The 15518-nt window shown below is 57.6% G+C and carries 15 protein-coding genes; 1 reads left to right on the plus strand and 14 read right to left on the minus strand.

Annotation, left to right across the window (positions count from 1 at the left end; all coding sequences use genetic code 11):
- Positions 1 to 14 precede the first annotated feature (14 nt).
- From hisJ to pdxB, 12 genes are all read right to left on the minus strand, one after another.
- The gene (gene hisJ, locus IM304_RS10405; protein WP_148419945.1) at positions 15 to 797 is read right to left on the minus strand and encodes a histidine ABC transporter substrate-binding protein HisJ; all 783 of its coding nucleotides are present in this window, start codon (positions 795 to 797) and stop codon (positions 15 to 17) included.
- Positions 798 to 1022: 225 nt separating this feature from the next.
- On the minus strand, positions 1023 to 1805 hold the full coding sequence (argT, locus tag IM304_RS10410; protein WP_148419946.1) for a lysine/arginine/ornithine ABC transporter substrate-binding protein ArgT: 783 nt from the start codon (positions 1803 to 1805) through the stop codon (positions 1023 to 1025).
- 290 nt (positions 1806 to 2095) lie between these two features.
- Positions 2096 to 2665 carry a UbiX family flavin prenyltransferase gene (locus tag IM304_RS10415; RefSeq protein WP_148419947.1) on the minus strand — a complete coding sequence of 190 codons (570 nt, stop codon included), beginning with the start codon at positions 2663 to 2665 and terminating at the stop codon, positions 2096 to 2098.
- A gap of 89 nt (positions 2666 to 2754) precedes the next feature.
- Entirely contained in the window at positions 2755 to 4272 is a 1518-nt protein-coding gene (purF, locus tag IM304_RS10420; protein ID WP_148419948.1) for an amidophosphoribosyltransferase, read from the minus strand.
- A gap of 33 nt (positions 4273 to 4305) precedes the next feature.
- A complete protein-coding gene (cvpA, locus tag IM304_RS10425) occupies positions 4306 to 4794 on the minus strand; it encodes a colicin V production protein (RefSeq protein ID WP_045327894.1) in 489 nt (162 codons plus the stop codon).
- A gap of 253 nt (positions 4795 to 5047) precedes the next feature.
- On the minus strand, positions 5048 to 5743 hold the full coding sequence (dedD, locus tag IM304_RS10430) for a cell division protein DedD (protein ID WP_193354538.1): 696 nt from the start codon (positions 5741 to 5743) through the stop codon (positions 5048 to 5050).
- Complete coding sequence (folC, locus tag IM304_RS10435) at positions 5733 to 7001, minus strand: bifunctional tetrahydrofolate synthase/dihydrofolate synthase (RefSeq protein WP_193354537.1); 1269 nt, start codon at positions 6999 to 7001, stop codon at positions 5733 to 5735. Before folC ends, dedD begins: the two co-directional genes overlap by 11 nt.
- Before the next feature lie 70 nt (positions 7002 to 7071).
- Entirely contained in the window at positions 7072 to 7977 is a 906-nt protein-coding gene (gene accD, locus IM304_RS10440; protein ID WP_148419951.1) for an acetyl-CoA carboxylase, carboxyltransferase subunit beta, read from the minus strand.
- 154 nt (positions 7978 to 8131) lie between these two features.
- Complete coding sequence (locus IM304_RS10445; RefSeq protein WP_148419952.1) at positions 8132 to 8791, minus strand: DedA family protein; 660 nt, start codon at positions 8789 to 8791, stop codon at positions 8132 to 8134.
- A 28-nt stretch (positions 8792 to 8819) separates the two neighbouring features.
- Positions 8820 to 9632 carry a tRNA pseudouridine(38-40) synthase TruA gene (gene truA / locus IM304_RS10450; protein ID WP_148419953.1) on the minus strand — a complete coding sequence of 271 codons (813 nt, stop codon included), beginning with the start codon at positions 9630 to 9632 and terminating at the stop codon, positions 8820 to 8822.
- The gene (locus IM304_RS10455) at positions 9632 to 10645 is read right to left on the minus strand and encodes an aspartate-semialdehyde dehydrogenase (RefSeq protein ID WP_193354536.1); all 1014 of its coding nucleotides are present in this window, start codon (positions 10643 to 10645) and stop codon (positions 9632 to 9634) included. Before IM304_RS10455 ends, truA begins: the two co-directional genes overlap by 1 nt.
- 64 nt (positions 10646 to 10709) lie before the next feature.
- Positions 10710 to 11846: a 4-phosphoerythronate dehydrogenase PdxB gene (pdxB, locus tag IM304_RS10460; RefSeq protein ID WP_193354535.1), complete on the minus strand. Its 1137-nt coding sequence runs from the start codon at positions 11844 to 11846 to the stop codon at positions 10710 to 10712.
- 111 nt (positions 11847 to 11957) lie between these two features.
- Here pdxB and flk point away from each other — a divergent pair, with 111 nt between their 5' ends.
- A complete protein-coding gene (gene flk / locus IM304_RS10465; RefSeq protein ID WP_148419956.1) occupies positions 11958 to 12962 on the plus strand; it encodes a flagella biosynthesis regulator Flk in 1005 nt (334 codons plus the stop codon).
- 40 nt (positions 12963 to 13002) lie between these two features.
- On the opposite strand, the gene IM304_RS10470 is transcribed toward flk, so the two are convergent.
- Both IM304_RS10470 and fabB read right to left on the minus strand, forming a co-directional pair.
- Positions 13003 to 14181, minus strand: coding sequence for an MFS transporter (locus tag IM304_RS10470; protein ID WP_148419957.1), 1179 nt, complete (start codon positions 14179 to 14181; stop codon positions 13003 to 13005).
- A 67-nt stretch (positions 14182 to 14248) separates the two neighbouring features.
- Entirely contained in the window at positions 14249 to 15466 is a 1218-nt protein-coding gene (fabB, locus tag IM304_RS10475; protein ID WP_193354534.1) for a beta-ketoacyl-ACP synthase I, read from the minus strand.
- Between the last annotated feature and the right edge of the window lie 52 nt (positions 15467 to 15518).

The following is a 15518-nucleotide window of genomic DNA, read 5'->3' on the forward strand; positions in this document are numbered from 1 at the left end:
ATCAGACGGGGCGATTAGCCGCCGTAAACATTAAAATCGAAGTACTTTTTCGCCAGCTTGTCGTAGGTGCCGTCCGCGCGCATCTCGGCGAACGCTTTGTTCAGGGCTTCACGCAGTTCATTGTCTTCTTTACGCAGGCCCATACCGGTGCCGACGCCGAACAGTTTTTCATCCTTAATGGACGGACCGCCGAACTTATAATCTTTACCCACCGGCTGTTTCAGGAAGCCTTCGCTCGCCGCGACTTCGTCCTGGAACGCCGCATCGATACGGCCTGCCGTCAGGTCAGCGTAGATATTTTCCTGGCCCTGATAGGAGACGATTTCGATCCCTTTCGGCGCCCAGTGCTCATTGCCGTAGGTTTCCTGGGTGGTGCCCTGCAGCACGCCCACGCGTTTGCCCTTCAGCGAGTCGATAGTTGGCTGAATGTCGGAAGATTTCGCCACAACCAGACGTGAATCGGCAGCATAGAGTTTGTCGGTGAAGGCAATCTCCTGCTGGCGTTTTTCCGTAATAGAGAGGGAGGACATGATCACGTCGATTTTTTTCGCTTTCAGGGACGGGATCAGCGCGTCAAGCGGGTTTTCAACGTAGGTACATTGCGCTTTAATGCGTTTGCACAGCTCGTTAGCCAGATCGATGTCAAAACCGACCAGTTCACCCTTCGCATTCTTGGATTCGAAAGGCGCATAGGTGGGGTCAGTACCAATACGAATTTTCTGCGGGATTGCTGCGAATGCCGCGGTGGCGCTGGAAAAGGCCAGTACCAGAGAAAGTGACAACACCAGTTTTTTCATATCTGTCCTCAACAAACTGTCTTAATACGAGATTTTTACGACCACGGGGTGACGTTAATGTGCCATTAATCCCCTCATTCAGGCAAAGATTAATGCCGCCGGGCGGGAATTTTTGCATTTTAAATGCTTAACTATGCACGAAGCGATCCAATACGGTGCACCAGATGCACCATATTGGATCATCAACACCCGCAATGCACCAAAACAGAGCATTGCCGTCGGGCGTTAGTCACCGTAGACGTTAAAATCGAAATATTTCTTCGCCAGTTTGTCGTAGGTTCCGTCTTTACGCAGCTCGGAGAAAGCTTTGTCGAAGGCGGCTTTCAGCTCGGTATCATCTTTACGCAGGCCAATACCGGTGCCATCACCAAAGTATTTTTTATCCTTCACGGACGGGCCGGCAAAGGCGTACTCTTTCCCCGCAGGCTGCTTCAGGAAGCCTTCGCTTGCGGCAACCTCATCCTGGAACGCCGCGTCCAGACGGCCCGCCGCCAGGTCAGAGTAGATCAGATCCTGGTTCTGATAGGCGACCACATCAACGCCCTTCTCGCGCCAGTTGGCATTTGCGTAGCCTTCCTGAGTCGACCCCTGAAGCACGCCAACATGCTTGCCTTTCAGGGAGTCGATGGTCGGCTGGATCGGTGAGCCTTTCGCGGCAATCAGACGTGAATCGGCCGCGTAGAGCTTATCGGAGAAGGCGATCTCCTGCTGACGTTTTTCCGTGATGGAGAGAGAAGAGATAATCGCATCAATTTTCTTGGCTTTCAGCGATGGGATCAGCGCGTCAAAGTCACTGCCCACCCACGTGCATTTCACTTCCATGCGCTTGCACATCTCATTTCCCAGGTCGATATCAAACCCAACGAAATCGCCTTTCGCATCCTTCGAAGAGAATGGCGCGTAGGTTGCGTCCGTACCGATACGAACCGTCTGTGGAAGCGCTGCATAGCTACCTGCTGCCGCACTCAAGCCCACGAGCAAAGACAGAGCCAGAACCGTCTTCTTCATACATTTACCCTCAAGAACCGTGATTTTATTATGGTTTGCGTTGTGTGTTGTGTTGCAGGCTGCTCTTGCAGGTCTTATGCCACATTGCCGTCGGGCTAAAACTACGACGTTAAATATGTTAATAAAACGTTGCGATACTGCCTTAATGGTGAAAGATAGCAGGTCTGCCGAACGAACCGGAAAGAGAAAAAGGGAAAAAGCGAATTAAATGTCGAGGATATGATCGCGGTTGCAGTTTTGCCCTGAAACAGGGCAAAACAACTTTTCATGCACCCTGCAGGTGCATCCCTTCACGCCCCGTGCCAGCGGGTAAAGAGATCTTCCGGCAGGTCGATATCGAACTGATCCAGCACGCGATTAACGGTCTGATTAATGACGTCATCCAGCGTTTGCGGGCGATGGTAGAACGCCGGGACCGGCGGCATAATCACGGCGCCCAGTTCGGCCGCCTGCGTCATCAGGCGCAGATGCCCCAGGTGCAGCGGGGTTTCCCGCACGCAGAGAACCAGAGGGCGACGCTCCTTCAGCACCACGTCTGCCGCGCGCGTCACCAGCGTGTCGGTATAGCTGTTCACAATCCCGGAAAGGGTTTTAATGGAACAGGGCAAAATGACCATGCCTGCGGTTTTAAACGAGCCCGACGAGATGCTGGCAGCGATATCGCGCGCATCGTGGACAACGTCAGCCAGGGCCTGAACGTCGCGCAGCGAAAGGTCGGTTTCAAGAGAGAGGGTCTGGCGCGCCGCCTGGCTCATCACCAGATGGGTTTCCACGTCGGCAACGTCACGCAGCACCTGTAACAGCCGGACGCCATAAATGGCGCCGCTGGCACCGCTGATCCCTACAATGAGTCGTTTCATGATTTTCGCCCTTGCTGATTTCAGGGCAGACTGTGCAGGATTTTACGGGGAGTTGCAAGTGAGGGCGAGCGCCCTCACCTGCGTTAGCATCAACCTTCGTTGTGCATCTCTAAGCTTTCGAGATCGTTTTGCAGCTGGACGGCTTTCGCGTCGTCGTTACGCAGCGAATCCAGGTAGTCGAGATACTGCTGGTCAACGTCTTTGGTCACGTAGATCCCGTTAAACACGGAGCATTCGAACTGCTGAATATCCGGGTTCTCGGCGCGCACCGCGTCGATAAGATCGTTCAGATCCTGGAAAATCAGGCCGTCGGCCCCGATGATCTGACGAATTTCGTCCACTTCGCGGCCGTGAGCAATCAGCTCGGTGGCGGTAGGCATATCGATGCCGTACACGTTCGGGAAGCGGATTTCCGGTGCCGCAGAGGCGAGATACACCTTCTTCGCGCCTGCTTCACGCGCCATCTCGATAATCTGCTCGGACGTCGTGCCACGCACGATGGAGTCATCCACCAGCAGCACGTTCTTATCGCGGAACTCGGCACGGTTGGCGTTCAGCTTGCGGCGCACGGATTTACGGCGCAGCTGCTGGCCCGGCATGATAAAGGTGCGGCCAACGTAGCGGTTCTTCACGAAGCCCTGACGGTACGGCTTGTCCAGAATGCGGGCGATCTCCAGCGCGATGTCGCAGGAGGTTTCCGGAATAGGAATGACGACGTCGATATCGAGGTCGTCCCACTCGCGGGCAATCTTCTCACCCAGCTTCGTGCCCATGTTCACGCGGGCGCTGTAAACGGAGATCTTGTCGATGAACGAGTCAGGACGCGCGAAGTAAACGTATTCAAACAGGCACGGGTTGCTGACCGGGCTGTCGGCGCACTGGCGTGTGAACAGCTGGCCCTTCTCGGTGATGTAAACCGCTTCGCCCGGCGCAACGTCACGCAGAAATTCGAAGCCCAGCGTATCCAGCGCCACGCTTTCGGAGGCAACCATGTACTCGGTACGGCCATCGCCGAGCTCGCGCTTGCCGAGCACCAGCGGGCGAATCCCGTTTGGATCGCGGAAGGCCACCATGCCGTGGCCGATAATCATCGCCACGCAGGCGTACGCGCCGCGGATCAGGCGGTTAGTCGCAGCAACGGCGGCAAAGATGTTATCGGCTTCCAGCGGATAGTGACGGAAGTTATCCAGCTCGCTGGCAAAGATATTGAGCAGGATCTCAGAATCAGACGTGGTGTTAATGTGGCGACGTTTCTCTTCAAACAGCTTTTTACGCAGCTCGTGAGCGTTGGTCAGGTTGCCGTTGTGGGCAAGCGTGATGCCATACGGGGAGTTAACGTAAAAAGGCTGAGCCTCGGAGGCGCTGGAACTGCCAGCAGTAGGATAACGAACGTGACCGATCCCCATATTACCTTGCAGACGCTGCATATGGCGGGCTTCAAACACATCGTTTACCAAGCCGTTCGCCTTGCGTAAACGGAAGCAGTTGTTTGCATCAATGGTGATGATACCCGCAGCATCCTGCCCACGGTGCTGAAGCACCGTTAACGCGTCATAAATCGACTGGTTTACCGGCATGAAACCGGCGATACCGACAATACCGCACATTCGTCTTTTCCTCGTTAAGCCACATCTCAGAGCTTACGCCCTGGGCAAGAAACTCGACGAGCTTTGCAGATAGTCAAAGAACCATCTGATGATGAAGCTGAACTCCGGAATAAGCTGCGACTTCTGCCAGTCTTCGCTTTTGGAGAACCCGGTAAAGGTATCCAGGAAGAACAGGATCGCGGCCACAATCAGCACGCCTCGCAATGCGCCAAAACAGATGCCGAGCACCCTGTCCGTTCCGGACAGACCGGTTTTCTCGACCAGCTGGCCTATCACGAAATTAACAATAGCGCCGACAATCAGCGTCGCGATAAACAGCACCGCGATGGCGATTCCGTTTCGGACCAGTTCATCTTCAAAGCCCGTGAACCAGACAGACAGGTAAGTGTAGTAATGACTGGCAACAAAGAAAGCACAACCCCAGGTTACCAGCGATAACGCTTCACGAACAAAGCCACGGATCAGGCTAACCAGACAGGAAAAACCAATCACCGCAATGATGGCGTAATCAATCCAGACCATATATGTCCCACGATTTAACGCCCTGTCATCCAGTTCGGGGCGCATTCTAACAGAAAAAGAAAACGTTTGCGTAGGGATTTCCTTCCCGCGCGTAAATAAAAAAGGCGCTGAAAAAATGTTCAACGCCCCTCCGCCTGACGTCTCTGTGGACGTCTGCTTTCTCCCCCTCACCCTAACCCTCTCCCCAAAGGGGAGAGGGAATTATTTGCACCCTCTCCCCTTTGGGGAGAGGGCCGGGGTGAGGGGAGCCTTATCAGTTCGCGCTGTAGTTCATCACCACACCGCTCAGCCCGGAGATCTGCTTCAGTTCGCCAAGCGACCCTTTCAGCTTATCTTTGGACGCATCCGGCCCCACGAGGATGCGGGTAATTTTACCCTGCACCGGCGTGGTTGGTGAAGTATAAACGCGGTATCCCGCGCCGCGCAGCTTACTCACGATCTCATTGACCTTGTCGGCATTCTTCAACGCACCCAGCTGTACCACGTAGGCTTTACCCGTCGGGGCTGCCTCCTGCTGGGCCTGTTTTGCCGGTGGCGGCGCTTCTGATGCCGCAGCCAGCTGTTCGGCCGCTTTATCACGCTGCGGTTTAGGCTGCGTTTTCTCTACCGGCTTCGGTTTTTCAACCGGCTTAGGCTGCTCTGTCGGTATGGGATCGATTTCAACGTTATTGTTCGCAGCCAGACGCGACGGGTCAAGGGATGGCGCTGCGGCATCGCCTGCACGCACCTCTTCCGCTGCGCCTTCAGGCGGCTGGGCAGGCAGCGCCTGCGTTGCCGCTGGCAGCATGTCGGGCTCGTCGCGGTCTCCCGGTTTCGGTACCAGCGGAATGGCCGCAAATTCATCCTGGTAATGCTTTTTCTGCCCGTCGAGCAGCCCGGGTAGAATAATCACCCCGAGCGCGACCAGCACAATGGTTCCTGTTAAACGGTTCTGAAACTTACTCGCCACCGGTTCTCCCCGCGTCCATCACTTCCATGACATGTGCCACCGTGTGGAACGATCCACACACCAGCACGGTATCTTCTGGTTTAGCCTCCGCCATCGCGGCGCGCCAGGCCGAAACCACACTGCTGTAGATTTCGCCTTTGCCGAGATGTTCCATCAACTGTTCGGCAGTCGCACCACGCGGCCCTTCCAGAGGTGCACAATACCAGCTATCGACCACACTCTCCATGCAGGCCAGCGTACCGCCGATATCTTTATCATGAAGCATACCGATAACCGCCAGCACGCGCCCGGTTTTTGGTAAGGATTTGAGACGGCCTGCGAGGTACGCCGCGGCATGCGGGTTATGCGCAACATCCAGAATCAGACGCGGTGACTCACTCACAATCTGAAAACGCCCCGGCAGCAGCGCGTTGCTGATGCCGTCACGGATCGCCTGTTCGCTCACCGTTAACCCGCTGGCGCGCAGTGCCGCCAGCGCGGTCGCCGCGTTGGGCTGCGGTACCTGCGGCAGCGGCAGGTTATCCAGCACGCCCCGTGCATCGCTAAAGCGCCAGCTTTGGTCCTGAACCTCATAGTGCCAGTCCACGCCACGACGCAGCAGCTGAGCGCCCTTCTCTCTCGCCACGTCAGCGATAGTGTGGGGCATGTCCGGCTCGCCGACCACGGCAGGCTTATTCGCCCGGAAAATACCGGCCTTTTCACGTCCGATGCTTTCACGGTCGGGGCCCAGCCAGTCGGTGTGGTCCAGCGCGATGCTGGTGACGACGGCAACATCCGCATCCACCATATTGGTGGCATCCAGACGCCCGCCCAGCCCGACTTCCAGAATCACCACGTCCAGCTGCGCCTGCTTAAACAGCCACAGCGCCGACAGGGTACCGTACTCAAAATAGGTTAATGAGGTATCCCCGCGCGCGGCTTCGATAGCGGCAAACGACGCCGTATGGGCCGATTCCGCAAGCTCGGCGTTCTGCACCCGCACGCGCTCGGTATAGCGCACCAGATGCGGAGAGCTGTATACGCCAACCCTGTAACCCGCCGCCATCAGGACAGATTCCAGGGTGCGGCAGGTGGTCCCTTTACCGTTAGTGCCGGCAACGGTAAACACGAAAGGAGCGGGTTTCTGCACGTCGAGACGCGCGGCAACCTGGCTTACGCGCTCAAGGCCCATGTCGATGGTTTTACTGTGCAGGTTTTCCAGATAAGAAAGCCACGCGGCCAGGGGCGACGTGGCTTGAGGAATGCGTTTATTTTCCATGATGCCCGGTTGTCATAAGCGGTTTAGAAAGCAAAAGGGCAGCGCCAACCGGCCCTGCCCTTTTCAGTTATCAGGCCTCGGGTTCCTGATCCGGTACCACCACGCCCTCGCGCGGCTCGTCCGGGCTCGGCGACGGCAGATTCATCAGCTTCGCCAGGACGCTTGCCAGTTTAAGGCGCATTTCCGGGCGGCGGACGATCATGTCGATAGCGCCTTTCTCAATGAGGAACTCACTGCGCTGGAAGCCCGGCGGCAGTTTCTCACGTACGGTCTGCTCGATAACGCGTGGACCGGCGAAGCCAATCAGCGCTTTTGGCTCAGCGATGTTCAGGTCACCCAGCATCGCGAAGCTTGCAGAGACGCCACCCATGGTTGGGTCGGTCAGTACGGAGATGTACGGCAGACCGCGCTCCTGCATTTTGGCCAGCGCAGCAGAGGTTTTCGCCATCTGCATCAGGGACATCAGCGCTTCCTGCATACGCGCACCGCCGGAGGCGGAGAAGCAGATCAGCGGACAGTTGTCTTCCAGCGCCTGCTCAACGGCACGCACGAAGCGCGCACCCACCACGGAGCCCATAGAGCCGCCCATGAAGGAGAACTCGAACGCGGCGGCAACAACCGGCATGTCATGCAGGGTGCCTTTCATGACGATCAGCGCGTCTTTCTCGCCGGTCTCTTTCTGTGCAGAGGCCAGACGATCTTTGTATTTTTTGGAGTCGCGGAACTTGAGCACGTCTTTTGGCTCCAGTTCGCTGCCCAGTTCTACCAGAGAACCTTCGTCCAGCAGGCTATGCAGGCGGTTGCGCGCCGACATACGCATGTGGTGGTCACACTTCGGACACACCTCAAGATTGCGTTCCAGCTCTGCACGATACAGAACCTGGCCGCAGCTATCACACTTCGTCCATACCCCTTCAGGAATGCTCGCTTTACGCGTCGGGGTAATGTTGCTTTTAATTCGTTCAATCCAGCTCATTGATAACCTTTCTGCCTGAACCTGGTCGTATGCCAGTTTTGCTGTAAGAGGCGAATAATGCCATTTTTGCCTCCAACAGACCATGAATGTTGCACATTAAAACATAACAGCCCGAAACTTTGGATAAAAAAGTGGTCGAACCGCCAGCGTGCACTTACTTCGCCTGCTTTGCCGCCGCGCGTCGGTGACGAATGATTTCGATAACGCCCGGTAGTACGGAAAGCACAATAATCGCTACAATCAGTAACTTAAGGTTTTCCTGAACTACAGGCAGATCGCCAAACAGGTAGCCCGCATAGGTAAAGAGCAGCACCCACAGCAGCGCGCCCACCACGTTGTACATTGCAAAATGACGATAGGACATGTGGCCCATTCCCGCCACAAACGGGGCAAACGTGCGGACGATAGGCACAAAGCGGGCAAGAATAATGGTCTTACCGCCGTGGCGCTCATAAAAGGCGTGGGTCTTGTCTAAATAGCTGCGGCGGAAAATCTTCGAGTCCGGGTTACTGAATAACCGTTCCCCAAATACCCGTCCAATGGTGTAGTTGACCGCATCGCCAATAATCGCCGCAACGATCATCAGCGCGACCATCAGATGAACGTTCAGGTCATTGGTTGGCAGCGCGGATAACGCGCCTGCCACGAACAGCAGTGAATCGCCCGGCAGGAATGGCGTGACGACCAGACCGGTTTCACAGAACAGAATGAGGAACAGAATGGCGTAAACCCAGACGCCGTACTGCGCGACCAGCTCCGCCAGGTGAACATCAATATGCAGGATGAAATCAATCAGAAAACGTATTACGTCCATATTGTCTAAGCCTTAATTGCACCTTTGTTTAGTCCGCTAAAAAGAGCGGGCCCATTGGCGGTTTTGGCAGGTCAAACCGGTCCGGATAATCCACCGAAACCAGATACAGCCCTTCCGCTTTCGCCGTTGCTGCCGCAAGCGTTCTGTCCTTCGCTGCCAGCAGTTCTGCAATCCAGCTCTCCGGCTGGTGTCCGGCGCCCACTTCCATCAGGCTGCCTACAATATTCCGCACCATATGATGTACAAAGGCATTGGCTTTGATATCCACCACCACATACGCGCCATAACGACTGACGCTAATGTGCATAACGTTACGCCACGGCGTACGGGACTGACACTGCACCGCACGGAACGACGTAAAGTCATTTTCACCAATCAGACACTGCGCCGCACGCTGCATACGTTCTGCATCGAGCGGTTCATAAAAATGCGTTACGCCCTGGCTTAACACCGCCGGGCGCAGGCGCTGGTTGTAGATGACGTAACGGTAGCGCCGCGCCGTCGCGCTGAAACGCGCGTGAAAGTCATCCGGCACAGCTTTAACCCAACGCACCGCGATGTCACCAGGTAAATTCGCATTTACGCCCAGCGTCCAGGCCGCGTCTTTGCGCACGGCGGTGGTTTCGAAGTGCACCACCTGGCCCGTGCCGTGAACGCCCGCATCGGTGCGGCCCGCGCAGAAGACGCTTATCGGTTCATTCGCCACCTGAGAGAGCGCTTTCTCCAGCTTTTCCTGGACGCTGCGCACCTCATTCTGACGCTGCCAGCCATAATATTTACTGCCGTCGTACTCGATGCCGAGGGCAATTCTGTGGACCGGCTTTTGTTCCACTTCCGACATCAGTACAGGTACTCCTGTACCAGCTTCTCGGCGATCTTGACCGCCATCAGCGCGCCGCCGAAGCGAACGTTGTCCGCCACGGACCAGAACTGCACCTGCTCCGGCATGCCGTAGTCGTTGCGAACGCAGCCCACGGAGAGGTGCGCACTGCCGGTTGCGTCGCCCACCTGCGTCGGGAACTCGCCATCTTCAGAAAGCACGATGTCCTCGGCACGGCCAAACGCGTCGCGTGCCTCTTCGGCCGCCAGCGGACGCAGGGCTTCAAACCCGACCATCTGCGCATGACCGTAAAAGACCGGCGACTGCACGACGTTTACGGAGATCGTCAGCCCGTCATCCTGCATAATTTTGCGCGCTTCGTCGACGATGCGGCGCTCTTCACGCACCGAACCTTCACGATCCGGCAGCAGCGGGAGCATGTTGAACGCCAGCTGGCGGCCAAAGAAATCGTCTTCGTCGATCGGGATACCGTTCAGCAGCTTCGCGCTCTGCCCTGCCAGCGCATCGACCGCTTTTTTGCCGTTGGCGGAGGCGGACAGCAGGCTGGTCACGGAAATACGCGACAGGCCACCGTCGTCGATAAGCGGCTTCAGCGCGGTCAGCAGCTGGCTGGTGAGGCTGTCTGGTACCGCAATGATGTTACGGTTACGGTAGTCAGCCAGCACGAACGGGTTAACGTCCGGTACCACCAGCGGCACGTCCGGCTCCAGGGAGAACAGGCCGCTCAGGTCAATTACCAGACATCCGGCGTTGGTGGCTTCTTCAATATAAGACGCCGTTGCTTCTGCACCTGCGGCAAAAAATGCCAGCTGAGCCTGCGTCCAGTCGAACGCGGCGGCATCCTGCACCGTCACGGTTTTGCCGCCGAAGCGCAGATGTTCACCGGCGCTGTCGGTACGCGCCAGCGCAAAAATGTCGCCCACCGGGAACTGACGCTCAGCAAGGGTTTCGAGCAGGGCTTCGCCCACGGCGCCAGTGGCGCCCAAAATGGCAATGTTCCAGCCTTCAGACATGGTGGTTTACTCCAGAAATAAAAAAGCGTCCCTGCCGGAGCCTCCGGCAGGGAGCAGAAAGACATTAACGTGCCGGATGGTGAACGGCGTTAAATCCCAGCTTGTGCAGCAGCGTCGCCGCTGAGGCGTCGTCGCACATCACATACAGGGAAGACCACTCGCGGCGCTCGAGATAATTCTTGCGCAGCTTGTCAAACTCACCCGGAATACCCGCCACTTTACGCAGCAGCGCGTCATCGCGGCGCACATCATACACCAAATGCACGAGCCTTTTCAGCGTTGCCTCATCCAGCGGCCCATGAAGGGTGAGCCGGCCGAACTCGGGCGCGGGAAGTAACGTGTCCAGCGCCACCTGCTGCGGATGGCCGATAAAGGCGCTGTAGGCCTCAAATACCTGAGTCGTGCCGCGCGCTTTGCCTTCGAGGGTATAACCCGCGATATGCGCGGTGCCCACGTCCACCTTATCCAGCAGCGCGACGTTGAGATCCGGCTCGGGCTCCCAGACGTCCAGCACGACGCTGAGATCCTGACCTTCCTCGAGGCATTTCAGCAGCGCCGCGTTATCTACCACCGGACCACGGCAGGCATTTATCAGAATAGTGCCAGCCTTCAGGCGGCGGATCAGCGTTTCGTCGGCCAGATGCAGGGACCTGTAAGGCCCCTCTTTAAAGAGCGGCGTGTGGAAGGTAATAACGTCGCACTCGTCAACCAGCTCATCCAGCGTACGGAAATCACCTTCATCGCCGTTATCCTTGCGCGGCGGATCGCACAATACCGTGCGAATGCCCCACGCTTCCAGGCGCTTTTGCAGGCGTCCGCCCACGTTGCCCACGCCCACGATGCCTACGGTGCGGTCCTTCAGCGCAAACCCGTCGCGCTCGGCCAGCATCAGCAATGAGGAAAAGACGTATTCCACGACGGCGATCGCGTTACAGCCTGGCGCCGCTGAAAATCCGATCCCCGCCTGCTTAAGCCACTGGTCATCCACATGGTCGGTCCCGGCCGTTGCCGTCCCGACAAATTTAATCCCTTTGCCGCAGAGCAGTGCCTCATTTACTTTGGTCACCGAGCGCACCATCAGGGCGTCTGCATCGTCCAGCTCGCTTACCGGAATCGGGCGACCAGGGACAGCCTTAACCTCACCCAGGCGGCTGAACAGCTCGCGGGCGTAAGGCATATTTTCATCAACGAGGATTTTCACGTCTGAGTACCTGTTTGAGAGGAAGTAAACCTGCCAAGTGTGCCATAATCTCGCCGCCGGGCATATATTTCTGCCCGGTTACGCAGAGTTTGACTTTAAGGATTTTTGACGATGCAGCCCATTTCAGGTACGCCTCCGCGCCCTCCGGGTGAAGGCCCCGTAACGCCCAACACGCCAGGCGACCAGCCGCTCTCCACGCAACAGCGCACCGTACTGGAGCGTCTGATCACGCGCCTTATCGCGTTGACCTCGCAGCAAAACGCTGAGGTATGGGCAGGCGTTAAGCACGATTTGGGCGTCAGAAACGATGCGCCGCTACAGTCGCGCCATTTCCCTGCCGCTGAGCAAAACCTGAATCAGCGTCTCACCAGCGCGCAGCAGCAGCATACGACCCGCCAGACTGTCTCGCAGCTGACCGAGCTGTTGGGCCAGGGGAACAATCGCCAGGCGGTGAGTGATTTTATCCGTCAACAGTACGGCCATACCGCGCTGAGCCAGCTTTCGCCGGAACAGCTTAAAACCGTGCTGACCCTGCTGCAAAGTAATCAGCTCTCTATCCCGCAGCCGCAACAGCGCCAGCCTACAGAACGGCCAATGCAGCCTGCGGAACATAACACGCTCAAGCAGATGGTCACTAAGCTGGCTGCGGCCACCGGCGAGCCGACAAAGCTTATCTGGCAGTCGATGCTGGAACTCTCCGGCGTGAAAGCGGGCGAGACGATCCCGGCAAAACAGTTTACCCATCTGGTCACCTGGCTCCAGGCGCGGCAGACGCTCAGCGCCCAGAGCGCCCCGACGCTGCATACGGTGCAGGCGTCGCTTAAGCAGCCTCTTGAGCCGCAGGAGTTTGCAGCCGTTAGGGACTACGCTCAGCAGGCCTGGCAGGCCACCCCGCAAACGGTGCTGACAACCGCACAGGTGCAGGATTTACTGAATCAGATCTTTATCCGCCGCGCCGAGCGTGAAGGTGGCGTGCCGGAGGTGCGGGATATTCAGCCTGTCTACAGCCCGCTGTTTGCGCCGGTGGTCGACACCTTTAAAACGCTTTCAGCCCGACCGGGACTGATGTTTGTCGCGTTGATGATTGCGCTGGCGATTTTCTGGCTGGTTGCCTGACGTTTAGCCGGGCAAGGCGTAGCCGCCACCCGGCAACACGTTAGCCCTTTCGAAACGCCACCAGCGTCACCACAATCCCCACCACCGCGGACACCGCACCGGCGAGAAATACGGAAGGGTAGCCAAACGAGGTTGCAAGCAGCCCCGCCAACGGTCCGGCGATGCCATATGAAATGTCCTGAAACGCCGCGTAGCCCCCCAGCGCCGTGCCGCGAACCTGCGGCGCGACGCGCTTCACCACTTCGACGCCCAGCGCCGGGAAGATCAGCGAACAGCCGCAGCCGGTTAACGCCGCCCCCAGTAACGCAACGAACGCGCCGGGCGCCTGCCAGAGCAGCAGCAGGCCAATGGCCTCGATCGCTAAAGACGCCACGGCGACCTTCACGCCGCCAAAGCGATCCGGCATCCAGCCAAACAGCACGCGCATCAGGACAAACGCACCACCAAAAGCCGTCAGCGTAAAGCCCGCCATCGCCCAGCCGCGGCTCATGAAATAGAGGGAGACGAAGGTACCGATAACCGCAAAGCCCACTCCCTGAAGCGCCAGCCCCAGACCCGGCTGCCAGATTTGCCCCACCACGCTCCACAGCGAAGGACGCTCGCCTTTATGGGCTGGCACCTTGCGCACCGAACCGTTAAATGCCCACGCCAGCAGCGGCAATACCATAGTGGTTGCTGCCAGCGCCGCAAAACCAAACTGGCTGTGGATCAGCAGCCCCAACGGCGCGCCTGCCGCCAGTGCGCCGTAAATCGCCATCCCGTTCCACGACATCACCTTGCCCGACTGCGCAGGGCCAACCAGCCCCATTCCCCAGGTCAGGGTACCGGTCAGCAGCTGGCTTTCGCCGAAGCCGAGGATCAGGCGTCCCGCCACCAGCAGGGCGAACTTATACGCGGCGTCTACCGGCAGGAGTGCCGCCAGCAGCCACGCTCCCCCGGCCAGTCCGCAGGCCAGCATGCCCTGCAACGCCGAGCGTTTTGCGCCGTGCTGGTCCGCCAGTCGTCCGGCGTAGCCCCGGGTTAATACCGTGGCTAAAAACTGAATGCCCACCGCAATGCCGACCATGGTGTTGCCGTAGCCCAGCTCGTGATGTACGAAAAGTGGGATAACAGGCAGCGGCAGGCCAACGGTCATGTAGGTCAGAAATACCGCAAAGGCGATGCGGAAAAGGGAAAGGTTCCCGGAAGGGGTACGCTTCTCAGGGATAACGGCCTTCATGCATAACTCCGTGTTTAGGCATAAAAAAGGGAGCCGCGCGGCTCCCTTCTACTATACCTTCAAACGCTTACGCTTTCAGCTTGCGCATCACCAGCGTGGCGTTGGTGCCGCCAAAACCGAAGCTGTTAGACATAACGGTCGTCAGCTCACGTTCGGTGGTTTCGGTCACGATGTTCAGGCCAGCCGCCTGTTCGTCCATCTCTTCGATGTTGATGCTTGGGGCGATAAAGCCGTTTTCCAGCATCAGCAGAGAGTAGATTGCTTCCTGCACGCCTGCCGCACCCAGAGAGTGACCGGTCATGGCTTTGGTTGCAGAGATAGCCGGGCTGTTGTCGCCGAACACTTCGCGGATCGCGCCCAGCTCTTTCACGTCGCCTACCGGAGTAGAAGTCCCGTGGGAGTTCAGGTAGTCGATTGGGGTATCAACGCCGTGCATCGCCATCTTCATGCAGCGCACCGCGCCTTCGCCGGATGGGGCAACCATGTCGGCACCGTCAGACGTTGCGCCGTAGCCAACGATCTCAGCGTAGATATGAGCACCGCGTGCCAGCGCGTGTTCCAGCTCTTCAACCACAACCATACCGCCGCCGCCTGCGATAACAAAACCGTCGCGGTGCGCATCATAGGTACGGGAAGCCTTAGCCGGGGTTTCGTTATATTTGGTGGACAGTGCGCCCATCGCGTCGAATTCGCAGGCCATTTCCCAGCCCAGCTCTTCGCCGCCGCCAGCAAATACGATGTCCTGCTTGCCCAGCTGGATCTGCTCTACCGCATTACCGATGCAGTGCGCGGAGGTCGCGCATGCAGAGCTGATGGAGTAGTTCACACCGTGAATTTTGAACGGCGTTGCCAGGCACGCGGAAACCGCAGAACCCATCGCTTTGGTCACAACGTAGGGACCTACCGCTTTCAGGCCGCGCGGGCTACGCATCGCGTCAGCACCGAATACCTGTGCTTTAGAGGAACCGCCGGAGCCTGCAATGAGGCCAACGCGTGGATTGTTCTGGTAGACGTCTTCGCTCAGACCAGAATCCTTGATCGCTTCCTGCATGGAAAGATAGGCGTAGATAGAGGCATCGTTCATGAAACGAACCACTTTGCGGTCAATTAAACCGGTGGTGTCCAGTTTAACGTTACCCCATACGTGGCTACGCATTCCAGAATCTTTAAACTCTTCAGAGAAAGTGATCCCGGAGCGTCCTTCACGCAGAGATGCCAGGACTTCCTGCTGGTTATTACCGATGCTGGAAACGATGCCCAGGCCAGTAATCACTGCACGTTTCATTCAATACCTCTGTAAGTCGCACTATAAAAAGTTTCGAGTCGCACAATAGCGT

Origin of the sequence: Enterobacter cloacae complex sp. P40C2 (genome assembly GCF_014930695.1) — a bacterium.
In the GTDB taxonomy this organism is placed as follows: Bacteria; Pseudomonadota; Gammaproteobacteria; order Enterobacterales; family Enterobacteriaceae; genus Enterobacter; species Enterobacter pasteurii.